This is a genomic window from Enterobacter cloacae complex sp. HYC042_NIDB (assembly GCF_056673315.1).
The window spans coordinates 4,271,912-4,293,528 of record NZ_CP109650.1 but is presented as its reverse complement, the minus strand read 5'-3'; the positions used below and the strand labels follow the sequence as shown (position 1 = coordinate 4,293,528).

18 protein-coding genes are annotated in these 21,617 nt (G+C 58.6%); 6 read left to right on the top strand and 12 right to left on the bottom strand.

Going from position 1 to position 21,617, the window contains the following annotated elements; translation table 11 throughout:
- Positions 1-17: 17 nt before the first annotated feature.
- From OKF39_RS20485 to OKF39_RS20465, 5 genes are all read right to left on the bottom strand, one after another.
- Positions 18-386, bottom strand: a complete 369-nt coding sequence (locus tag OKF39_RS20485; protein ID WP_028014508.1) for a DUF1090 domain-containing protein — start codon at positions 384-386, stop codon at positions 18-20.
- Between the two features lie 143 nt (positions 387-529).
- Positions 530-913 (bottom strand): EnvZ/OmpR regulon moderator MzrA, encoded by a 384-nt coding sequence (gene mzrA, locus OKF39_RS20480; RefSeq protein WP_028014507.1) that lies wholly within the window; start codon positions 911-913, stop codon positions 530-532.
- Between the two features lie 2 nt (positions 914-915).
- Entirely contained in the window at positions 916-1,578 is a 663-nt protein-coding gene (gene yqjA / locus OKF39_RS20475) for a DedA family general envelope maintenance protein YqjA (RefSeq protein ID WP_008503144.1), read from the bottom strand.
- A 343-nt stretch (positions 1,579-1,921) separates the two neighbouring features.
- Positions 1,922-2,698 carry a transcriptional regulator ExuR gene (exuR, locus tag OKF39_RS20470; protein WP_479983316.1) on the bottom strand — a complete coding sequence of 259 codons (777 nt, stop codon included), beginning with the start codon at positions 2,696-2,698 and terminating at the stop codon, positions 1,922-1,924.
- Between the two features lie 115 nt (positions 2,699-2,813).
- Complete coding sequence (locus OKF39_RS20465; RefSeq protein ID WP_479983315.1) at positions 2,814-4,112, bottom strand: MFS transporter; 1,299 nt, start codon at positions 4,110-4,112, stop codon at positions 2,814-2,816.
- 476 nt (positions 4,113-4,588) lie between these two features.
- Between OKF39_RS20465 and uxaC the strand changes: the two genes are divergently transcribed.
- A complete protein-coding gene (gene uxaC / locus OKF39_RS20460; RefSeq protein WP_479983314.1) occupies positions 4,589-6,001 on the top strand; it encodes a glucuronate isomerase in 1,413 nt (470 codons plus the stop codon).
- 17 nt (positions 6,002-6,018) lie between these two features.
- Positions 6,019-7,506: a UxaA family hydrolase gene (locus OKF39_RS20455; RefSeq protein ID WP_479983313.1), complete on the top strand. Its 1,488-nt coding sequence runs from the start codon at positions 6,019-6,021 to the stop codon at positions 7,504-7,506.
- A gap of 139 nt (positions 7,507-7,645) precedes the next feature.
- On the opposite strand, the gene sstT is transcribed toward OKF39_RS20455, so the two are convergent.
- The 4 genes from sstT to OKF39_RS20435 all read right to left on the bottom strand — a co-directional run bounded on the left by sstT (position 7,646) and on the right by OKF39_RS20435 (position 11,900).
- Positions 7,646-8,887 (bottom strand): serine/threonine transporter SstT, encoded by a 1,242-nt coding sequence (sstT, locus tag OKF39_RS20450; RefSeq protein ID WP_479983312.1) that lies wholly within the window; start codon positions 8,885-8,887, stop codon positions 7,646-7,648.
- Positions 8,888-9,108: 221 nt separating this feature from the next.
- Complete coding sequence (locus OKF39_RS20445; RefSeq protein ID WP_479983311.1) at positions 9,109-10,077, bottom strand: TerC family protein; 969 nt, start codon at positions 10,075-10,077, stop codon at positions 9,109-9,111.
- Between the two features lie 250 nt (positions 10,078-10,327).
- A complete protein-coding gene (locus OKF39_RS20440) occupies positions 10,328-11,326 on the bottom strand; it encodes a Gfo/Idh/MocA family protein (RefSeq protein ID WP_028014500.1) in 999 nt (332 codons plus the stop codon).
- A gap of 70 nt (positions 11,327-11,396) precedes the next feature.
- Positions 11,397-11,900, bottom strand: a complete 504-nt coding sequence (locus OKF39_RS20435) for a YgjP-like metallopeptidase domain-containing protein (RefSeq protein WP_193066168.1) — start codon at positions 11,898-11,900, stop codon at positions 11,397-11,399.
- Positions 11,901-11,983: 83 nt separating this feature from the next.
- On the opposite strand from OKF39_RS20435, the gene rlmG reads away from it, so the two are divergent.
- On the top strand, positions 11,984-13,120 hold the full coding sequence (rlmG, locus tag OKF39_RS20430) for a 23S rRNA (guanine(1835)-N(2))-methyltransferase RlmG (protein WP_063155303.1): 1,137 nt from the start codon (positions 11,984-11,986) through the stop codon (positions 13,118-13,120).
- Here the strand turns inward: rlmG and OKF39_RS20425 are convergent.
- The 3 genes from OKF39_RS20425 to lsrR all read right to left on the bottom strand — a co-directional run bounded on the left by OKF39_RS20425 (position 13,117) and on the right by lsrR (position 17,908).
- Entirely contained in the window at positions 13,117-15,138 is a 2,022-nt protein-coding gene (locus OKF39_RS20425; protein WP_479983310.1) for an oxidoreductase, read from the bottom strand. The genes rlmG and OKF39_RS20425 overlap by 4 nt on opposite strands.
- A gap of 185 nt (positions 15,139-15,323) precedes the next feature.
- Positions 15,324-16,904, bottom strand: coding sequence for an autoinducer-2 kinase (gene lsrK / locus OKF39_RS20420; RefSeq protein ID WP_479983309.1), 1,581 nt, complete (start codon positions 16,902-16,904; stop codon positions 15,324-15,326).
- A 32-nt stretch (positions 16,905-16,936) separates the two neighbouring features.
- Complete coding sequence (gene lsrR / locus OKF39_RS20415) at positions 16,937-17,908, bottom strand: transcriptional regulator LsrR (protein WP_479983308.1); 972 nt, start codon at positions 17,906-17,908, stop codon at positions 16,937-16,939.
- A 215-nt stretch (positions 17,909-18,123) separates the two neighbouring features.
- Between lsrR and lsrA the strand changes: the two genes are divergently transcribed.
- The 3 genes from lsrA to lsrD are packed head-to-tail and all read left to right on the top strand — an operon-like array spanning position 18,124 to position 21,617.
- Positions 18,124-19,611, top strand: a complete 1,488-nt coding sequence (gene lsrA / locus OKF39_RS20410; protein WP_047367086.1) for an autoinducer 2 ABC transporter ATP-binding protein LsrA — start codon at positions 18,124-18,126, stop codon at positions 19,609-19,611.
- Positions 19,608-20,639, top strand: coding sequence for an autoinducer 2 ABC transporter permease LsrC (lsrC, locus tag OKF39_RS20405; RefSeq protein WP_063155307.1), 1,032 nt, complete (start codon positions 19,608-19,610; stop codon positions 20,637-20,639). The genes lsrA and lsrC overlap by 4 nt, the downstream gene beginning before the upstream one ends.
- Positions 20,640-21,617 carry an autoinducer 2 ABC transporter permease LsrD gene (gene lsrD, locus OKF39_RS20400; RefSeq protein WP_047367088.1) on the top strand — a complete coding sequence of 326 codons (978 nt, stop codon included), beginning with the start codon at positions 20,640-20,642 and terminating at the stop codon, positions 21,615-21,617. It begins immediately after the preceding gene.

The window sequence follows — 21,617 nt, the reverse complement described above, 5'->3', positions numbered from 1 at the left end:
TTGAGATTTCCGTTAACTCAATAATCGCGAGCTTCCAGCGCTTTCAGGTCGTCCTGCGCCTCTTTCAACTTCTTCTCGCGCTTAGCAATTTTTTCCGCATCCCCTTTCTCTTTCGCTTCCTGCAGGTCTTGACGGCGCTCGGCTATCTCGTCCTTCTGTTCAGCGATTTTCTTTTGGTGATCGGCACGCAGCTTGCTGTCTGAACAGTTCGCTTTCACTTCGCTCAGCGCTTTTTTGAGACCATCAACACGGTGCTGATTGTTATGCTTTTCGGCATAACCGATCTCACGCTGAATATCCTGTTCTTTCTCCTGACAGAGAGAGTTTGCGAAGGTCGTTGTGCTTAAAGAAAAAAGGGCCAGAGCCAGGGTCATGCGGAATTTCATTATCGAAACCTTCCATTGTGCTGCGGGGTTAGCCGCTATCCAAAATGATGCGGAGTACATTTGAGGGGTGCTCCGCGTACTTAAGCATAGTAAGTAAACGGGGGATTCACCAAAGTGAGTGAAAAGATTCGGAATCCAGGAAGTTATCCAAACCGATGCGACGTATCGCGAATCAATGATAACCACGCGGCTGGCGGGTTGTCATCTTCCTGCTGGGCAATGATATAGCCGTGCGGCAGCGTGCGGTCAAGAACCGCTTTCGCGGCAGCGCTCTGCGCACGGGAATCAAACTTAATCAGTAAAACATCGTCCTGCGGGGTGATGCTTTTAAAGCGGATGCCGTTTGCATCCAGATGATGCCAGACAGAAAAACCGTCAGGCACACCGCCCCCCTGGTTTACCGGGCGAATGGCCAGCGTAGCGTCCTGATGTGAAAGCGTGTTCCAGGCCAGCAGTACGGCGCTGAGCATCACCAGTGCAATAAAGGCACAGGCAAAGCGGCGCATGGCGAGCGGTGAGATAACCATCGTTAACCTCGCGCTCCGTATTTTTTCTTCCACAGGACAACCAGCGAGCCGATCAGGCCGAAGACCAGCAGAACAACAGGCAGCAGCATCAGGCAGGACATCAGCTGATCTTCATATTTCATGAAGACCGGCGTCTTACCCAGCGCATAGCCCAGCGTCGTCAGGATCAGAACCCATAACAGGCCGCTCATCCAGTTGAAGAACTGGAAGCGTGCGCTGCTCAACCCGGACAGCCCGGCAATGGTGGGCAGCAGGGTACGCACAAAAGCGATAAAGCGGCCAATCAGCAGCGCGGAAAGCCCATGCTTATGGAACAGGTGGTGTGCCCGCTGGTGATAGTGAGCAGGCAGATGGGAAAGCCAGTTCTGTACTATTCGGGTATTGCCCAGCCATCTTCCCTGGATATAGCTCACCCAGCAGCCAAGGCTGGCCGCGACGGTCAGTAATAAAATGGTTTGCGGGAACGCCATTGCGCCTTTAGCACACAGCACGCCGACAAGCACCAGCAAACTGTCACCCGGCAAGAAGGCTGCAGGCAGCAAACCATTCTCAAGGAACAGAATCATAAACAAGACAAAATAGAGCATGCCAATCATGGAAGGGTTGGCCAGCGTTTCAAAATCCTGCGCCCAAAGGGCATGCAGCAGTTGGGTCAAAAGTTCCATTCAGTGTTCCTGGAAATCGGTTAACGTCTCGCCTGTTATCCGGGACAAACAGCACGGCGACATTGTTGTGATTTCATTATGGTCGCTCGCGGACACATTGCGGTGTGGCCAACACTGTTCCCTGTTAATTGGCTGGTTAGCAAGCACTAACTTTCAAAATAACGAAGTGAATCCAATTGTAACAAAGCCCAACGTTCTGCGTCACAGAATTTGCAGGGTGAGGTGATTTTGGCGTAAGCCCTGAAAGTGAGCGAGGGATTTTACAAAGGCTGACACTATATATGTTTTGCTTACCCATTCAGCCGGGGAGGCGCAGCGAAGCGCCTGCCGGTAGAAAGGTCGCCTATTTTGCGCCGCTCGGGGCCGTATCGAGATGAACGACAGGATTATCGGCAAAAAGATAGCGGTCAGCGTTAAATTCGAAGTCGTCGCTGGTTTCATTGAAGAGCATCTGCTTGGTGTTTTCCAGGTGCTGCCACATGGCGAGCTTCGCGGCGTGGGGATCTTTACGAATCAGCGCCTTAAGAATTTGATCGTGGTCGTCACACCAGTTGTCCACGGTACGCGAATCAATATGATCGTGCAGTTTTTTCCAGTACGGGTTGTGAACGCGCTGAGTCCACATTTTCTCAACGATTGCCGCCAGCGCCGTATTCTGGGTTGCCAGGGCGACCTGAACGTGAAACTGCAGGTCCCACTCGGAATCACGGAAACATTTTTCCTTGCGAGCGTTCTCCTGAATCTCCATCAGCTTCATGATGTCCTGCTTGGTCACCTGCGTGGCGGCAAATTCGGCAATATTGCTTTCGATCAGCTGGCGAGCCTGGAGCAGCTCAAACGGACCGTAGCTGGCGAATTCTAGACTTTCATCCGCCACCGGAGAGTGTTTAGGCTGATTAGAAATAACGTGAATGCCGGAACCTTTGCGTACCTCAACGTAGCCTTCCACTTCCAGCATGATAATCGCTTCGCGCACCACGGTTCGGCTTACGCTTTTTTCATCCGCGATAAAGCGCTCGGCGGGAAGTTTATCACCGACAAGATAGACCCCTTGCTCGATGCGATCTTTCAGCTCGACAGCAAGTTGTTGATATAAACGACGTGGTTCGGTGATTTCCATATGCGCTCCAGGCAGGGTACGGCAGATGATTTGTTATACCACTTTCACGGAATACTCTCCAGATTTTGCCATTAAAAAAGCCGCCCGGGGGCGGCTTCGGTGAAACGCATTTTCGCTAACTCTGCGTAGCCGGTCGCCCGAGAGACTCTTTCGCCAGCTCCTCTGCGGATTTGCTTTTCAGCACCGTCCAGATAACCACCGCGCCCATCAGGTCGAAGATTGCCAGCACCGCGAACAGCGGGCTGAAGCCGATGGTATCCGCCAGCGCGCCGACGACCAGCGCAAACATCGTACTCGCGGTCCACGCGGCCATCCCGGTCAGGCCGTTGGCGGTGGCCACTTCGTTGCGACCGAAGACGTCAGAGGAGAGCGTAATCAGCGCGCCGGAGAGCGACTGGTGCGCAAAACCACCGATGCACAGCAGGGCGATAGCCATATACGGACTGGTGAACAGGCCGATCATGCCCGGGCCAATCATCAGCAGGGCGCCCATGGTCACCACCATCTTACGGGAAACAATCAGGTTCACCCCAAACCAGCGCTGGAACAGCGGTGGCAGGTAGCCGCCTACAATACAGCCCAGGTCAGCGAACAGCATCGGCATCCAGGCGAACATCGCGATCTCTTTCAGGTTAAAGCCGTAGACTTTAAACATAAACAGTGGGATCCACGCGTTGAAGGTGCCCCAGGCCGGTTCAGCCAGGAAGCGCGGCAGGGCGATACCCCAGAACTGACGGGTGCCCAGGATCTGCCAGACGGACATCTTCTTGCCATTGTTGGTCTGATGCTGCGCTTCCTGACCACCAATAATGTATTCGCGTTCTTCCTCGGAGAGTTTTTTCTGATCGCGCGGGTGTTTATAGAAAACCAGCCACGCCATTGCCCAGGCAAAGCTCAGCACGCCAGAGATAATGAATGCCATCTGCCAGCTGTGCATCACGATGGCCCACACCACCAGCGGCGGCGCAATCATTGCGCCGATGGACGAGCCCACGTTGAAGTAACCCACCGCGATGGAACGCTCTTTTGCCGGGAACCACTCAGAGCTGGCTTTCAGCCCCGCCGGGATCATTGCGGCTTCTGCCGCACCGACCGCTCCACGGGCCAGCGCCAGGCCGCCCCAGCTGCCTGCCAGTGCGGTTGCACCGCAGAATACCGCCCAGGCGATGGCGAAGAAGGCATAGCCGATTTTGGTACCCAGAATATCGAGAACATACCCAGCAACAGGCTGCATGACGGTGTAAGCGGCAGAATAGGCCGCGATGATGTAAGAGTATTGCTGCGTGGAGATATGCAGCTCTTCCATCAACGTTGGCGCCGCGGCTGCCACGGTGTTACGTGTCAGGTAGCCCAGCACGGTACCCAGCGTCACCAGTGCGATCATATACCAACGTAACCCTTTAATTTTACGCATCTAAAACCTCATCGTTATGTTATTTCCGCGCCAGAGCACGGCAACCTCTCAACCGTTGCCGGGAGCAGTTGTGTAACGGGAGGGGCGTAGCCGGGAGAATGTCCCGGAACGGCCCGAACCTTGCCATAAGTAAGCGTGCATAAGTCGGTATCCGTACCGTTAAATCCGATGTGTCTCACACCGGTAACGCATTCCGTCGGCTTAGTGTTTGCGACGGCGAAACGATAACTTGTCATACAACTTTAAAAGGTGAGTGACATCACAAATGTATGATTCTTTGTAGGGACATTAATCGCTGCGCGCAAAGCCAGCAACGGCGCGGCCTGTAGAAGGGTTTACCCCATTGAGGGTAATTTATTTGTTAGCGTTTATTGATCTCACTCACGAAAAAAGCTTCGGCGGGTGGAAATTGGTGTGATAACTTTGCAGCATATGAACATACGCTTTCTGACGCTCCCGTAATGAGGAAGACGATAATGACGCCGTTTATGACCGACGATTTTCTGTTAGATACCGAATTTGCCCGCCGCCTGTACCACGACTACGCTAAAGACCAGCCGATTTTCGACTACCACTGCCACTTACCGCCGCAGCAGGTTGCCGAAAATTACCGTTTCAAAAACCTGTATGATATCTGGCTGAAGGGTGACCACTATAAATGGCGCGCAATGCGCACCAACGGCGTGGCTGAGCGACTGTGTACCGGCGACGCGACCGATCGCGAGAAGTTCGACGCCTGGGCGGCGACCGTTCCGCACACTATCGGCAACCCGCTTTACCACTGGACGCACCTCGAACTACGCCGTCCGTTTGGCATCACCGGCAAGCTGCTTTCTCCCGCTACGGCGGATGAAATCTGGGACCAGTGCAACGAACTGCTGGCGCAGGATAACTTCTCCGCGCGCGGCATCATGAAGCAGATGAACGTGAAGATGGTGGGCACCACCGACGATCCGATTGACTCCCTGGAGCATCATGCCGTTGTCGCCAAAGACGCCTCTTTTGACATTAAAGTGCTGCCAAGCTGGCGCCCGGACAAAGCCTTCAATATTGAGCAGGCCACGTTCAACGACTATATGGCGAAGTTGGCGGAAGTGTCCGATACCGACATCCGTCGTTTCGCCGATCTGCAAACCGCGCTGACCAAACGTCTGGACCACTTCGCGACGCACGGCTGTAAAGTCTCTGACCACGCGCTGGACGTGGTGCTGTTCGCGGAATCCAACGAAGCCGAACTGGACAGCATCCTGGCGCGTCGCCTCTCCGGTGAATCGCTTAGCCAGCATGAAGTAGCGCAGTTCAAAACCGCGGTGCTGGTGTTTCTCGGCGCGGAATACGCCCGTCGCGGCTGGGTACAGCAGTACCACATCGGCGCGCTGCGCAATAACAACCAGCGCCAGTTCAAACTTCTGGGCGCGGACGTGGGCTTTGACTCCATCAACGACCGCCCGCTGGCGGAAGAGCTGTCAAAACTGTTGAGCAAACAGAACGAGCAAAACCTGCTGCCGAAAACCATTCTGTACTGCCTGAACCCGCGCGATAACGAAGTGCTGGGCACCATGGTGGGCAACTTCCAGGGCGAAGGTATGCCGGGCAAGATGCAGTTCGGATCCGGCTGGTGGTTCAACGATCAGAAAGACGGCATGGAGCGTCAGATGACGCAGCTGGCGCAGCTCGGTCTGTTAAGCCGCTTTGTCGGCATGCTGACCGACAGCCGCAGCTTCCTCTCCTACACTCGCCACGAATATTTCCGCCGCATTCTGTGCCAGATGATTGGCCGCTGGGTGCATGCGGGCGAAGCGCCAGCGGATCTCCAGCTGCTGGGCGACATGGTGAAAAACATCTGCTTTAACAATGCGCGTGACTACTTCGCCATTGAACTGAACTAAGGCCGTCTGAGGTTGATATGCAATACATCAAAATCCATTCGCTGGATAACGTGGCCGTCGCGCTGGCAGATTTAACCGAAGGCACGGAAGTAGCCTTCGATAACCAGTCGGTCACGTTGCGCCAGGCCATTGGACGTGGACACAAGTTTGCCCTGATCCCCATTGCAAAAGGGGAGAACGTGGTGAAGTACGGTTTGCCCATCGGCCATGCGCTGGCGGATATTGCGCCGGGTGAATATATTCATTCCCACAATACCCGCACCAATCTCAGCGATCTGGACGAGTACAGCTATCAGCCTGAACTACCGAAGGCAGGCGTGCAGGCGGGGGATCGTGAGGTGCAAATCTACCGTCGCGCAAACGGTGATGTGGGGATCCGCAACGAGCTGTGGATCCTGCCGACCGTCGGCTGCGTGAACGGCATTGCGCGTCAGATCCAGACCCGCTTTCTGAAGGAGACCCATGATGCCGAGGGCATCGACGGGGTACATCTGTTCAGCCACACCTACGGCTGCTCCCAGCTGGGTGACGACCACATCAACACCCGCACCATGCTGCAAAACATGGTGCGCCACCCGAATGCGGGCGCGGTGCTGGTGATCGGCCTCGGCTGCGAGAACAACCAGGTCGACGCCTTCCGCGAGACGCTGGGAGAATTCGACCCTGAGCGCGTTCACTTCATGGTGTGCCAGCATCAGGACGACGAAGTGGAAGCGGGCGTTGAGCAGCTGCATCAGCTTTATGAGGTGATGCGCCACGACAGGCGCGAGCCGGGCAGGCTGAGCGAGCTGAAGTTTGGCCTGGAGTGCGGTGGGTCTGACGGTCTTTCCGGCATTACCGCTAACCCAATGCTGGGCCGCTTCTCGGATTACGTGATTGCCACCGGCGGCACCACGGTGCTGACCGAAGTGCCGGAGATGTTTGGCGCGGAGCGCATTCTGATGAGCCACTGCCGCGACGAAGAGACGTTTGAGAAGACCGTCACCATGGTGAACGACTTCAAACAGTACTTCATTGCCCACAATCAGCCGATTTACGAGAATCCGTCCCCGGGGAACAAGGCGGGCGGAATCACCACGCTGGAGGAGAAATCCCTCGGCTGCACCCAGAAAGCGGGGGCCAGCCAGGTGGTGGACGTTCTGCGCTACGGCGAACGCCTGAAAACCCACGGCCTGAACCTGCTGAGCGCACCGGGTAACGATGCGGTCGCCACCAGCGCGCTGGCGGGGGCGGGCTGTCACATGGTGTTGTTCAGCACCGGTCGCGGTACGCCGTACGGCGGTTTTGTGCCGACGGTGAAAATCGCCACCAACAGCGAGCTGGCGGCGAAGAAAAAGCACTGGATCGATTTCGACGCAGGCCAGCTGATCCACGGCAAAGCGATGCCGCAGCTGCTGACGGAGTTCGTGGACACTATCGTGGAGTTTGCTAACGGCAGACAGACCTGTAACGAGAAGAACGACTTCCGCGAGCTGGCGATCTTTAAGAGTGGTGTGACGCTTTAAATGTTTTATCGGGTGGCGCTAGCGCTTACCCGACCTACTGAACTTTAATCGGTGCGGCCTGATGCCCTCACCCTGACCCTCTCCCACGGGAGAGGGTACAAACACTAAAAACGGCAACCTCAGGGTTGCCGTTTTGCTGTTAACCTCGCAGCGCGTTCTTCGCTAAACGCGCGTCTTCTGCCTGACAGGCCGCTGCGGTGAACAGCACGTCGGTAGAGGAGTTCAGCGCGGTTTCGCAGGAGTCCTGCAGCACGCCGATGATGAAGCCGACGGCCACAACCTGCATGGCGATCTCGTTCGGGATGCCGAACATATTGCACGCCAGCGGGATCAGCAGCAGCGAACCGCCCGCCACGCCGGAAGCGCCACAGGCACACAGCGACGCCACCACGCTCAGCAGCAGCGCCGTTGGCAGATCCACAGGAATACCCAGCGTATGCACTGCCGCCAGGGTCAGCACGGTGATGGTAATCGCCGCACCTGCCATGTTAACGGTCGCACCCAGCGGGATCGACACGGAATAGGTATCGCGGTCCAGGTTCAGCTTCTCCGCCAGCGCCATGTTGACCGGAATGTTTGCCGCCGAGCTGCGGGTGAAGAAGGCGTATACGCCGCTCTCGCGCAGGCAGGTGAGCACCAGCGGATACGGGTTACGGCGGATCTGCCAGAACACCAGCAGCGGGTTGATCACCAGCGCCACCAGCAGCATACAGCCGACCAGTACCATCAGCAGCTGCGCGTAGCCCCACAGCGCGTCAAAGCCGGTTGTGGCCAGGGTAGATGACACCAGGCCGAAGATACCGATGGGCGCAAAGCGAATCACGACCTTAACGATAAAGGTCACGGCGTTGGACATGTCGTTGACCAGGTTTTTCGTCGTTTCGTTGCCGTGACGCAGGGCGAAGCCCAGGCCGATCGCCCACACCAGGATGCCAATGTAGTTGGCATTCAGCAGGGCATCAATGGGGTTCGTAACCATGCTCATCAGCAGGCCGCGCAGCACTTCCACAATGCCTGAAGGCGGCGTGACGTCGCCCGCCGCAGAGGTCAGATGTAGCGTGGAGGGGAAGAGGAAGCTAAAGACAACTGCGGTCAGCGCAGCAGAAAACGTGCCCAGCAGATATAAAAAGAGAATCGGGCGAATGTTGGTTTTTTGTCCGTGTTGGTGATTGGCGATAGAAGCCATGACCAGCATCAGTACCAGCACCGGCGCAACGGCCTTCAGCGCGCCCACGAAAAGCGTTCCGAGAAGCCCCGTCGCTTCCGCGGCGGGTTTTGACACCAGCGCCAGCAGAATACCCAGAACCAGACCTACCAGGATTTGTTTAACCAGGCTACCCTGCGTCAGACGCGTAAGCAGGCCCTTAGATTGTGTGCTCATACTAAATTCCTAAGTGAAATTGTGTTCCATCCTGGATGTGCTCTAAGTCACATTTATTTCAGGATGTAAATATTTGTTTGCCTGGTTGAGTATCAAGGAAAGCGGGGAAAGGCGGAAGAGTAAAATGCTGGATTTTACGTGTCACATCATATTTTTTAACTATTGAGTCACAAAAGTGTGTTAACCCTCTCCCCTTTGAGGAGAGGGTTAGGGTGAGGGGATTACTCCGCCTGCTGCTTTTTATCGTGCTGGCGGTTAACCCAGGTATTGATAACCAGCGTCACCAGCAGAATGCCGAACACCACGCCAAGCGAAATGGCGATCGGGATGTGGTAGAAATCCACGATCAGCATCTTGATACCGATAAACACCAGGATCACCGACAGACCGTACTTCAGCATCGAGAAGCGCTCTGCCGCACCTGCCAGCAGGAAGTACATCGCGCGCAGACCGAGGATCGCAAACAGGTTAGAGGTCAGCACGATGAACGGATCAGTCGTCACCGCGAAGATTGCCGGGATGCTGTCTACCGCGAAAATCACGTCGCTCAGCTCGACCAGAATCAGCACCAGCAGCAGCGGGGTAGCAAACAGCAGGCCGTTCTTACGCACGAAGAAGTGCTCGCTCTCGATCTTGTCCGTCATGCGCAGATGGCCGCGGATCCACTTCACCAGCGGCTTATCACCGATACCGGTATCGTCTTCTTTCGCCAGCGCCATCTTGACCCCGGTAAACAGCAGGAACGCGCCGAACACGTACAGCAGCCATTCGAACTGGGTAATCAGCCAGCTGCCGGCGAAGATCATGATGGTACGCAGGACAATGGCACCCAGCACGCCGTAGACCAGCACGCGGCGTTGCAGGGCTGCAGGCACAGCAAAGTAGCTGAACAGCATCAGCCAGACGAAGACGTTATCAACCGCCAGGGCTTTTTCAATCAGATAACCGGTGAGGAAGGCGAGCGCCTGAGGATCGGCCACCGCACGGCCTTCGGTTGAGGCCAGGTACCACCAGAAGGCGGCGCAAAAGAGGAGCGAGAGGGTAACCCAGACCAGCGACCAGACGGCGGCCTGCTTAACGCTCATGCCGTGTTCGCCGCGACGACCCTGCAAAAAGAGGTCAATCGCCAGCATGATGAGCACGACAACCGTGAATCCGCCCCACAGCATTGGAGTGCCGACAGAATGCATACTATTTTCCTTACACATAAAAAACAAAAACGGCCATGGTCAGAAGACGATAGCCGTTAGCTTTTTATGCATAGACCTCGCCTTCCGGCAAGGTCTCACTTACAACCACGAAGGTTGCCCGGCGACCGGATGCATATTTAACGCATCGTAATGACGATCCACCGGCGAAGAAGTTACTCCCCTTTGCAGGTAACAAAATATGTCAGACCATCGGTTTCGTCAATGGCCTGCGCCGTTTCATTACACAGCTTTACGCGATCGCTTCCGCGCCTATGCCGTCTGCCGGGAACACCACGCCGGTCTGGCGGCGGATCTCGGTTTGCAGCTTCGCCGTGGTGCGGCTTACCGCAAGGCCTGGGTGATTCACTTCGTTGTCTTCCACCAGACGGGCGAAGACCTCTGCCTCATAGAGCATAGTGTTAATATGCTGAGGCTGCGTTAGTTCCTGCGCTTTGCCGCCGCGCGGCACGAAGCTCACCTTCTGGCATTCGGAGATCTTCTCGATGACCAGCGACCCGGCTTCGCCCTGAATTTCGCTCGGCAACACGGAATCGCTCACCTTGGAGTGCTGCAGCGTGACGCTGAAATCACCGTAATCCAGCACCACCAAACCGTGTGCATCCACGCCGCTCTCCAGCAGGCTGGCGGTGGCCGTAACGCCGTGCGGCTCGCCCCACAGCGCTACGGCAGAGGCCAGGCAGTAAAAACCGATATCCATAATCGAGCCGTTTGAGAAGGCCGGGTTAAAGGTATTCGGATTCTCGCCGTCCAGATAGCGCTGATAGCGCGACGAATACTGGCAGTAGTTGATAAAGGCTTTGCGCACTTTGCCAATTTTCGGCAGGGACTGCTGCAGCAGAAGGAAATTCGGCAGGCTGGCGGTTTTGAACGCTTCGAACAGCACCACCTGGTTTTCGCGGGCAAGCGCAATGGCCGCTTCCACTTCCTCAATATTCGAGGCCAGCGGCTTCTCGCAAATTACGTGCTTTTTGTGGCCGAGAAACAGCGCCGTTTGCGGGAAGTGCAGGGAGTTCGGGCTGGCGATATAAACCGCGTCAATGGCGTCGCTTTGCGCCATTTCATCCAGGGAGGTGAAGAGATGCTCGACGAGGTAGTCGTTAGCAAAGCTCTGCGCCTGCTCAAGGCTGCGGGAATAGACTGCGGTGAGTTTAAGTTTGCCGGTTTCGTGGGCGGCGTCGACGAACTGGCGCGTGATCCAGTTCGTTCCAATGACTGCGAAACGTATCATAAACGTTTACGTACTCCGTAGCGGGGAACCTTTAGCCACTGTAGCACGGGATTATTGCAAAACCAGTGCGCTATTCCGCATTACCATTTAACGATAAATGCGTAAGCCACAGGCGGGTATCAAACTCCAGCTGGTGATACTGCGGCTCCATGTGGCAGCACAGGGAATAGAACGCTTTGTCGTGCTCTTTCTCTTTCAGGTGCGCCAGCTCATGCACTACGATCATCCGCAGAAAGGCTTCCGGCGCGTTACGGAAAACCGTCGCCACGCGGATCTCCGCCTTAGCCTTTAGCTTGCCGCCCTGCACGCGGGAGATGGCGGTGTGCAGGCCGAGCGCGTTTTTCAGCACGTGGATCTTGTTGTCGTACATCACCTTGTTGATCGGCGGCGCGCTCTTCAGATACCGGCTTTTCAGATCCTGCGTATACTGCCAGAGAGCCTTATCGGTCGCGAAATCGTGCGTGCCGGGATAGCGTTTTTCCAGCACCGCGCCGAGCTTCTGCTCGGCAATCAGGCTGCGAACCTGGGAAAGTAAATGCTCCGGATAGCCCTGGAGATAAGTAAGTTGGTTCATCAAAAGCCCAAATTAATGCGAAAACGGGTATACTCACGCACCCTTTTCAGGGATACGCCAAATTTTACCATTCAGGAGGGCCGATGAGCCACTTAGACAACGGTTTCCGTTCACTCAACCTTAAACGTTTCCCGGAAACGGACGACGTTAACCCGCTTCAGGCGTGGGAAGCGGCGGATGAATATCTGCTGCAGCAGTTGGATGAGACTGAAATCCGCGGCCCGGTTCTGATCCTGAATGACGCGTTTGGTGCCCTGGGCTGCGCCCTTGCGGAGCACACGCCGTACAGCATCGGCGATTCCTACCTGAGCGAGCTGGCGACGCGTGAAAACCTGCGCCATAACGACATCGACGAGTCCAGCGTGAAGTTCCTCGACAGCACCGCGGACTACCCGCAGGCGCCGGGCGTGGTATTGATCAAGGTGCCAAAAACCATGGCGCTGCTGGAGCAGCAGCTGCGCGCGCTGCGTAAAGTCGTCACGCCGGAAACCCGCATCATTGCGGGTGCCAAAGCGCGCGATATTCACACCTCAACGCTGGAGCTGTTCGAGAAGGTTCTCGGTCCAACCACCACGACGCTTGCCTGGAAAAAAGCGCGCCTGATCAACTGCACCTTCAGCGCACCGGCGCTGGCCGACGCGCCGGAGACGCTGAGCTGGAAACTGGAAGGCACCGACTGGACCATCCATAACCATGCGAACGTCTTCTCCCGCACCGGGCTGGATATTGGGGCGCGTTTCTTTATGGAGCATCTGCCGGAAAACCTGGAAGGGGAGATTGTCGATCTGGGCTGCGGCAACGGCGTGATTGGCCTGACGCTGCTGGCGAAGAATCCGGAAGCCAGCGTGGTGTTCAGCGACGAGTCGCCGATGGCGGTGGCCTCCAGCCGTCTGAACGTGGAAACCAACATGCCGGAAGCTGTGGATCGCTGCGAATTTATGATCAACAACGCGCTCTCCGGCGTTGAGCCTTTCCGCTTCAACGCCGTGTTCTGCAACCCGCCGTTCCACCAGAAGCACGCCCTGACGGATAACGTCGCGTGGGAGATGTTCCACCACGCGCGCCGCTGCCTGAAAATCAACGGCGAGCTGTATATCGTGGCGAACCGTCACCTGGACTACTTCCACAAGCTGAAGAAGATTTTCGGCAACTGCGTCACCATTGCGACCAATAACAAGTTTGTGGTGCTGAAAGCGGTGAAGCTGGGTCGCCGTCGCTAAATAACCAGTGCAAGCTGGGTGCCCTGCGCAATCGCCCGCCGCGCATCCAGCTCCATCGCCACGTCGCACCCGCCGATCAAATGCACCGTTTTACCCGCTTCGCGCAGCGGATCGGCCAGATCGCGCTTTGGCTCCTGTCCGGCGCACAAAATCACATGATCCACGTGCAGCAGCTGCGGTTCACCACCGATCAGCACATGCAGCCCGTCGTCGTCGATCTTCTGGTAGCTCACCGCCGGGATCATCTTCACCCCGCGCGAGAGCAGGGTGGCGCGGTGGATCCAGCCCGTGGTTTTGCCCAGCCCTTCACCCGGCTTGCTGGCCTTACGCTGGAGCATCACGATCTGGCGCGGGCTTTTCGGCAGCTGCGGCCCTTCCGGCCGTAATCCGCCGGACTGGCTCAGGCTGGTATCAATGCCCCATTCTACGCAAAACTCGGCGATGTTCTGGCTGGTGGCCTCGCCCGGCTGGCTTAAATACATCGCGGTATCAAAGCCGATCCCGCCGCAGCCGATAATAGCCACTTTCTCGCCAACAGGCGCTTTGTCACGCAATACGTCCAGATAGCTCAACACCTTCGGATGATCGATACCCTCGATTGCAGGCGTGCGCGGTGCGATCCCGCTCGCCAGGATCACCTCGTCGAAACCGATCAGATCCGCCGCGCTAACAAGCTGGTTAAGCCGCAGATCAACACCCGTCAGATCGATCATCCGGCGGTAGTAGCGCAGGGTTTCATAGAACTCCTCTTTGCCGGGGATCTGTTTGGCGATATTAAACTGCCCGCCAATTTCACCGGCGGCATCAAACAGCGTCACGCTGTGCCCGCGCGAGGCGGCATTCACCGCAAACGCCAGCCCAGCGGGGCCGGCTCCCACGACGGCCAGGCGTTTTTGACTGACCGCGGGGACGACCGGCATTTTCGTTTCATGGCAGGCGCGGGGGTTCACCAGGCATGAGGTGACTTTGCCGGCGAAGATCTGATCCAGACAGGCCTGGTTACAGCCGATGCAGGTGTTGATCTCATCCGCACGGCCGCTTTGCGCTTTGGAGAGCAGTTCGGAGTCCGCGAGGAACGGACGCGCCATCGAGACCATATCGGCGTCGCCGCGTGAGATCACATCGTCCGCCACCTGCGGGTCGTTAATGCGATTCGTCGTTACCAGCGGAACGGAGACTTTGCCTTTCAGCTTGCGCGTTACCCAACTGAACGCCGAGCGCGGCACCGGCGTGGCGATGGTCGGGATGCGCGCTTCGTGCCAGCCAATCCCGGTGTTGATGATGGTGGCACCTGCGGCTTCAATCGCCTGCGCCAGCTGCACGGTTTCGTCGAACGTGCCGCCGCCCTCCACCAGGTCGAGCATCGACAGGCGGAAGATAATAATAAAGTCCGCGCCCGCACGTTCGCGCACCGCGCGCACCACCTCCACGGCAAAGCGCATCCGGCGGGCATAGTCACCGCCCCATTCGTCGTCGCGCTGGTTGGTGCGTGCGGCGAGGAATTCGTTAATCAGATAGCCTTCAGAGCCCATCACCTCCACGCCGTCGTAGCCCGCCTCACGCGCCAGCGCGGCGCAGCGGGCAAAATCGTCGATCAGCGCCAGGATCTCGTCGTGGCTGAGGGCGTGAGGGGTAAAGCGGTTAATCGGCGCCTGAATAGCCGATGGCGCAACCAGCTTTGGCTGATAGCTGTAGCGCCCGGTATGCAGAATTTGCAGGGCGATTTTGCCGCCTTCGTTATGCACCGCGTCCGTGACAATGCGGTGATGCGGCAGCTGTGTCGCATCATTCAGGACTGCGCCGCCCTCCATCGTCACGCCTGAAGGGGCAGGGGCTACGCCGCCGGTGACAATCAGCGCCACCCCGTGGCGCGCGCGCTCGGCGTAGAAGGCCGCCAGGCGCTCGGCTCCGTCCGGACGCTCTTCCAGCCCGGTGTGCATCGAGCCCATCAACACGCGGTTTTTGAGGGTGGTAAACCCCAGATCGAGGGGGGCGAATAGCGACGGGTAGCGGCTCATAGTCTCTTCCAGTGTAAAATTATTGCTATGTGGTCGGATGAGTTACTAATTTAGCCAGCGGCAGCAGAAAGGTAAAAGCGGGATCGAATGATTGTGATAGATCTCAAAGAACTTCCCCGGTGGCGCTACGCTTACCGGGGCTACAAAACCCCAGGACGGATAAGCGCAGCGCCATCCGGCGTTATTTACGGCGTCGCTGCCCGCGCTAACCCCGGCGCCTGCCACATCGACGTGGTCAGCCCGCTGTCCACCAGCCCGAGCTGATCCGCGTACACCGCCTGCCACTTCTCCATCATGCTGTCGTATAGCTCCCGGTGCTGCGGGTTTGGCGTAAACTCGCGGCTCCACTTCACCAGCCGCTCGCCCGTCGAGGCCATATCCGCAAACAGCCCCGCGCCCGTTCCGGCGGCAATGGCGCAGCCGAGCGCCGTTGCCTCTTTGACTTCCGGCACGCGCACCGGCAGGCCGGTGACGTCGCTTAAAATCTGGCTCCACAGGGCGCCCTTTGCGCCGCCGCCCGCAAACACCAGGCTATCAAACGTCACGCCGGAGAAGCGCGAAATCTGCGTCAGGTTACAGGCCGAGACGATTGCCGCGTTCTCCTCCAGGGCGCGGAACAGCGTCGCTTTGTTGCACTTTTCCGGGTCGATGGAGAGGTTAATAAACGACGGCGCGGCATGGTACCACTGCTTAAAATGCATCGCGTCGGAGAAGATTGGCATTACGCCGTGGGAGCCAGCGGGTACGCGGCCCGCCATCTCTTCCAGCAGGGAATAGGTGTCCATCCCCATCCGCTCGGCAATCAGCTTCTCTTCGGCACAAAAGGCGTCGCGGAACCAGCGCATGGTCAGCCCGGTAAAGAAGCTGATCGACTCCGCCTGCGCCATGCCAGGGATAACGTGCGGGTTCACGCGGATGTTCATCTCAGGGTCGGTGCGCACCTGCGGCAGGTTAACCACCTGCTGCCAGAAGGTGCCGCCCAGCACCGCCGTTTGTCCGGCGCGGACAACGCCCAGCCCCAGGCAGCCCAGCTGCACGTCGCCGCCGCCCATCACTACCGGCGTGCCCTCGCGTAAACCGCTCTGCTGTGCGGCTTCTTTCGTGATGGCCCCCAGCACGGTGCCGGTCTCTTTTACCGGCGAGAGAATATCGGCGCGCAGCCCGGCCATGTCGAGCAGCGCCGGACGCCAGTCGCGTGAAAAGAGATCCAGCATGCCGGTGGTGCCCGCGTTAGACGGATCGACCGCCAGCTCGCCGGAGAGCTTTGCCGCCAGCCAGTCGCTGATCATGGTGATAGTGGCGGCCTTACGATAAATATCCGGGCGATGATGCGCCAGCCAGAGCAGGCGCGGCATGGCGCTAAGGGCAAGCGTCTGGCCGGAAACGTCATACACTTCGGATTCAAAACGGTAGTCGTGGATCTCTTTGAGTTCAGCCACCTCGCGGCTGGCGCGGGCGTCGACGTTGGCGCAGGCCCAGATGGCCTCGCCGCTGCGGTCGTACAGCACGATCCCTTCGCGCATCGAACAGCAGGCGACGGACTGAATATCCGCCGCGCTCAGGCGCGCGCGCTCCAGCGCCTGCTGAACGCACCGGCAGGCCAGCTGCCAGTTGGTGTCGAGGTCAAACTCCATTGAGCCCGGCACGTTCTCCACGCTCAGGTGCTTCCACTCGGCCTGGCCGACGGCAATCTGGTTGCCCTGTAAATCGAAAATCACGGCGCGAACGCTGCCTGTCCCTGCATCTAACGCTAAAAGGTAACTCATGAGCTTGCCTCGCTATTAGCGCAGGGCGACTCTTATTTGGCCAGAGCCAGCACCGCGCGGGCTGTCGTCTCTTCCGTCACCAGGCCATTAATACGGCGACCTTTCAGTGCGGCGTAAATCGCATCGGCTTTCTCTTCCCCTCCGGCCACGCCGACGATGGTGGGCAGCTGCGCCAGTTCATCGAGCGTGACGCCGAGTAATTCTTTGTGGATCTCCAGCTCCTCGACGCATTCCCCTTCGGCATTAAGGAAATAGCCGAGGATATCGCCCACCGCCCCTTTACGGGCGTACATCAACTGTTCACCTTCGCTGATATAGCCGGAGCGCAGTATGGTCGCGTCACGTCGCTGGTTCACGGAACCAATGCCGACCACCGCCACGTCAGCGGCGGTCGCGGCGAGGATCACGTCCCGAACGCTGGTTTCGCGCTTTAAGATCCTGGCGACTTCCGCAGATGAGACGCGAAGCGGGGCGGGGATCATGCTGACGCTACAGGCCGCATCCAGCTGGCCGATACCGGTCATATACGGCCCCACGCCGCCGGAAAGCGTCACCAGGCGGATCTGCTGCGAGCTGATAAACCCGCTCAGGTGCTGCAGGCTACTCATGGTGGTTTCACCGAACCCCACCGCCAGCAGCTGGCCGGGCGCCAGCACGCCCATCAGCGACTGCGCCGCGCCAATGCCCAGCCGCACGTTCATCGGCGGGGTATTTAGGGCAGGCATCACGCGCACCAGCTTCAGCCCAAAGCGCTGCTGTAGCTCGGTTTCCAGCGACAGGCACCCCTCGTAGCGGGAGTTGATCTGCACGCGGATCACCCCCGACTGGCGGCCTTTCTCCAGCAGGCGGGAGATCTTCAGGCGCGGCAGACCGAGCCGTTCGCCGATATCATTCTGGGTCAGCCCGTCGTGGTAGTAGCACCAGGCGACGCGCGCCACCAGCTCCTCTTCCGCCAGTGCCAGCCCGGCAAACCGTCCTTCTTCCGCAGTGCGTTTATCGCTCATAATTGAACTCTTATAAAAATTTAGATCATATGTTCGTAATGGCGCGGCGTGAAAATGTGAGCCACGCGGCAAAACGGATCTTTTAGATCGTTTCTGGTTAATCTGAATCTCAATCGATAAAACTGTGATCCCTGCACGGTTGTAAATATAGTTCACCGTCTACGCTTTTGAACATTATTAAATCTAAAAATCATTTGTTCAATAGCGGAGCGATGATGACACCACTTCTCAACGCGCGAAATATCAGCAAGCAGTTCTCAGGCGTGCCGGTCTTAAAAGGCATTGATTTCACGCTGCTTGCGGGGCAGGTGCACGCGCTGATGGGCGGTAACGGCGCGGGAAAATCGACGCTAATGAAGATCATCGCCGGGGTAGAAACGCCGGATAGCGGTGAACTTTCGGTTGCGGGCGAGTCTTTTGCACGGCTTACCCCGGCGCAGGCGCATCGGTTAGGCATTTATCTGGTGCCGCAGGAGCCTCTGCTTTTCCCCAACCTGACCGTGAGGGAAAACATCCTGTTCCGCCTGCCGCGCGAGCGCGATCGGGAAAAGCGGCTGGCGGAGAAACTCCAGCAGCTGCAATGTCAGCTTAACCTTGATGCAACGGCCAGCACCCTGGAAGTGGCGGACCAGCAGATGGTAGAGATCCTGCGCGGGTTGATGCGCAACGCCAGAATTTTGATCCTGGACGAGCCCACGGCCTCGCTGACGCCCGGTGAAACCGAACGGCTGTTTCGCCAGATCCGCGCCTTACAGGCGTTCGGCGTCGGGATCGTCTTTATCTCGCATAAGCTGCCGGAAATCCGCACGCTGTCGAGCCACGTTTCGGTGATGCGCGACGGCGCGGTGGTGCTCAGCGGAGAAACCGCCCAGTTTGACGACAGCGCCCTGATCGCCGCCATGACGCCGGTCAGCCGCGAAAAAGGCTTAAGCGATGCGCAAAAGCTGTGGCTGGCGCTGCCGGGCAATCGCCGCACCCAGCCGCAGGATTTTCCGGTGCTGCGCGTGGAAGATCTCACCGGAGAGGGCTTTATCGATCTCAGCCTGGAGATTTACGCCGGGGAGATCGTCGGCCTTGCCGGACTGGTCGGATCCGGGCGCACCGAGTTTGCCGAAACGCTCTATGGCCTGCGTCCCGTACGCGGCGGGCGGGTGTGGCTGGAGAGCCGGGAGATCACCTCCGATCCGGTGGGTTTACGTCTGGAAAAAGGGCTGGTTTATCTGCCGGAAGACAGGCAGGTGTCCGGCCTGTTTCTCGACGCGCCTGTCCGCTGGAACACGGTGGCGCTGAACGAGCCGTCGCTCTGGCAGCAGCGAAAGCGGGAGTCTGCGGTGGTGGAGCGCTATCACCGTGCGCTGGGGATCAAGCTCAATCATGCGGATCAAACCGTGCGCACGCTCTCCGGCGGCAACCAGCAGAAGGTGCTGCTGGCGCGCTGTCTGGAGGCCAATCCTTTATTGCTGATCGTCGATGAGCCGACGCGCGGCGTGGACGTGTCGGCGCGCGCCGATATCTACCAGCTCATTAAAAGTGTGGCGGCGCAGAATGTTGCGGTGCTGATGATCTCAAGCGATCTCGATGAATTTCCCGGCCTTGCGGACCGTGTGCTGGTGATGCATCAGGGCGTACTCAGCGGCGAGCTGCCGCGCCACGCCGTCAGTCTCGATCGGATGATGGCGCTGGCGTTTGGAGGACAATCATGAAGATCTTACTCAAAAACCGCGAGCTGAGCGCGTTTCTTGCCATTCTGGCGCTGTTCGCCGTGCTGGTGGCGCTGAATCCGTCCTACTTCAGCCTGCAAACGCTGGGGATGATCTTCGCCAGCGCGCAGATCTTGATCCTGCTGGCCATCGGCGCCGCGCTGGTGATGCTGACCCGCAATATCGACGTCTCCGTGGGCTCGACCGTCGGGCTGTCCGCCATTGCCGTCGGCGTGGCGCTCAACGGTGGCTACAGCCTGCCGGTATCGATACTTTTTGCGCTGTCGATTGGCGCGCTGGCGGGGGCGTTCAACGGTTTTCTGGTGGTGGGGCTGCGCATTCCGGCGATTGTCGCCACCCTCGGCACGCTGGGGCTGTACCGCGGAGCGATGCTGCTCTGGACGGGCGGAAAGTGGATTGAGGGGCTGCCGCCGGGGCTGAAATCTCTCTCCGAGCCTGCCGCCATCGGCATTTCACCGCTCGGCGTGGGAGTGTTGATTCTCGTTGTCGTTGGCGCGTGGGGGCTATCGCGCACCTCGTTCGGGCGTGATTTTTACGCGGTGGGGGATAATCTCGCCGCCGCGCGCCAGCTGGGCGTGGCGGTGAACCGCACGCGCATGATCGCCTTCACCCTCAACGGCATGCTGGCAGCCTGCGCCGGGATTGTCTTTGCCGCGCAGATCGGCTTTGTGCCCAACCAGACCGGCAGCGGGCTGGAGATGAAAGCCATTGCCGCCTGCGTGCTCGGCGGCATTTCGCTGCTGGGCGGCACCGGCACGCTGGTCGGTGCGTTCCTCGGCGCGTTCTTCCTTACCCAAATCGACACCGTGCTGGTGCTGTTCAGGCTACCGGCGTGGTGGAACGACTTCATCGCCGGGCTGGTGCTGCTGGGCGTGCTGGTGCTCGACGGGCGGCTGCGCCAGGCGCTGTCACGCCATCAGCGGGCGCTGAAGTACGGCCGGTTCCAGCCTGGAAACAGAGGGGGAAAGCACGTCACCCCGTTTCCCAAACGCAACAAAGAGGTGGCGTAAATGAGGCTCAACTGGGAAAGCGCGCTGCTGATATTGCTGGTGCTGGAGATCCTGCTCTTCGGCGCCATTAACCCGCGCATGCTCGACGTTAACATGCTGCTGTTCAGCACCAGCGATTTCATCTGCATCGGCATCGTGGCGCTGCCGCTGACGCTGGTGATTATCAGCGGCGGGATCGACATTTCGCTGGGCTCCACCATCGGCCTGTGCGCCATCGCGCTGGGGGTGATGATGCAGGCGGGGTGGCCCATGACGATCGCCGTTCCGCTGACGCTGCTGCTTGGCCTGCTGTGTGGGCTGGTGAATGCGGCGCTGATCCACTACACCGGCATTAGCCCTTTAGTTATTACCCTCGGCACGCTCTACCTCTACGGCGGCGGCGCGCTGCTGCTCTCCGGCATGGCGGGGGCGACGGGCTACGAGGGCATCGGCGGCTTCCCGGACGGTTTTACCGCGTTCGCTAACCTCACGGTGCTGGGGCTGCCGATCCCGCTGGTGCTGTTCGCGGTGATTACCGCCTTCTTCTGGCTGATTACCCATCGCGGGCGCTTTGGCCGCCATCTGTTTTTAATCGGCCAGAATCCGCGCGCGGCGCGCTATGCGGCGCTGTCGGTGAACGGCATGCCCTACGCGCTGTACGGTCTGGTGGGCGTGGCGTCGGCGGTGGCCGCGCTGGTGATGGTCTCCTATTTCGGCTCTGCGCGTTCGGATCTGGGGCGCGATTTGCTGATGCCCGCGCTCACCGCCGCCGTACTCGGCGGGGCAAATATTTACGGGGGTTCAGGGTCGGTGCTGGGTACGGCGCTGGCGGCGCTGCTGGTGGGTTATCTCCAGCAGGGATTACAGATGGTCGGCATCCCCAACCAGGTGTCGAGCGCGCTGTCGGGGGCGCTGCTGGTTGTGGTGGTGATGGGACGTTCGCTAAGTCTGCACCGCGAATGGGTGCGATCTCTCTTCAGAAAACTATCCGGAGCGTAA

Excerpts from the sequence above, each read along its gene's own strand:
- lsrD (WP_047367088.1), top strand. The coding sequence starts at position 20,640 with ATGAGGCTCAACTGGGAAAGCGCGCTGCTGATATTGCTGGTGCTGGAG.
- lsrA (WP_047367086.1), top strand. The coding sequence starts at position 18,124 with ATGACACCACTTCTCAACGCGCGAAATATCAGCAAGCAGTTCTCAGGC.
- lsrK (WP_479983309.1), bottom strand. The coding sequence starts at position 16,904 with ATGAGTTACCTTTTAGCGTTAGATGCAGGGACAGGCAGCGTTCGCGCC.
- OKF39_RS20435 (WP_193066168.1), bottom strand. The coding sequence starts at position 11,900 with ATGAACCAACTTACTTATCTCCAGGGCTATCCGGAGCATTTACTTTCC.
- OKF39_RS20445 (WP_479983311.1), bottom strand. The coding sequence starts at position 10,077 with ATGCATTCTGTCGGCACTCCAATGCTGTGGGGCGGATTCACGGTTGTC.
- OKF39_RS20485 (WP_028014508.1), bottom strand. The coding sequence starts at position 386 with ATGAAATTCCGCATGACCCTGGCTCTGGCCCTTTTTTCTTTAAGCACA.
- mzrA (WP_028014507.1), bottom strand. The coding sequence starts at position 913 with ATGGTTATCTCACCGCTCGCCATGCGCCGCTTTGCCTGTGCCTTTATT.
- OKF39_RS20440 (WP_028014500.1), bottom strand. The coding sequence starts at position 11,326 with ATGATACGTTTCGCAGTCATTGGAACGAACTGGATCACGCGCCAGTTC.
- yqjA (WP_008503144.1), bottom strand. The coding sequence starts at position 1,578 with ATGGAACTTTTGACCCAACTGCTGCATGCCCTTTGGGCGCAGGATTTT.
- OKF39_RS20425 (WP_479983310.1), bottom strand. The coding sequence starts at position 15,138 with ATGAGCCGCTACCCGTCGCTATTCGCCCCCCTCGATCTGGGGTTTACC.
- rlmG (WP_063155303.1), top strand. The coding sequence starts at position 11,984 with ATGAGCCACTTAGACAACGGTTTCCGTTCACTCAACCTTAAACGTTTC.
- sstT (WP_479983312.1), bottom strand. The coding sequence starts at position 8,887 with ATGAGCACACAATCTAAGGGCCTGCTTACGCGTCTGACGCAGGGTAGC.
- lsrC (WP_063155307.1), top strand. The coding sequence starts at position 19,608 with ATGAAGATCTTACTCAAAAACCGCGAGCTGAGCGCGTTTCTTGCCATT.
- exuR (WP_479983316.1), bottom strand. The coding sequence starts at position 2,698 with ATGGAAATCACCGAACCACGTCGTTTATATCAACAACTTGCTGTCGAG.
- OKF39_RS20455 (WP_479983313.1), top strand. The coding sequence starts at position 6,019 with ATGCAATACATCAAAATCCATTCGCTGGATAACGTGGCCGTCGCGCTG.
- uxaC (WP_479983314.1), top strand. The coding sequence starts at position 4,589 with ATGACGCCGTTTATGACCGACGATTTTCTGTTAGATACCGAATTTGCC.
- lsrR (WP_479983308.1), bottom strand. The coding sequence starts at position 17,908 with ATGAGCGATAAACGCACTGCGGAAGAAGGACGGTTTGCCGGGCTGGCA.
- OKF39_RS20465 (WP_479983315.1), bottom strand. The coding sequence starts at position 4,112 with ATGCGTAAAATTAAAGGGTTACGTTGGTATATGATCGCACTGGTGACG.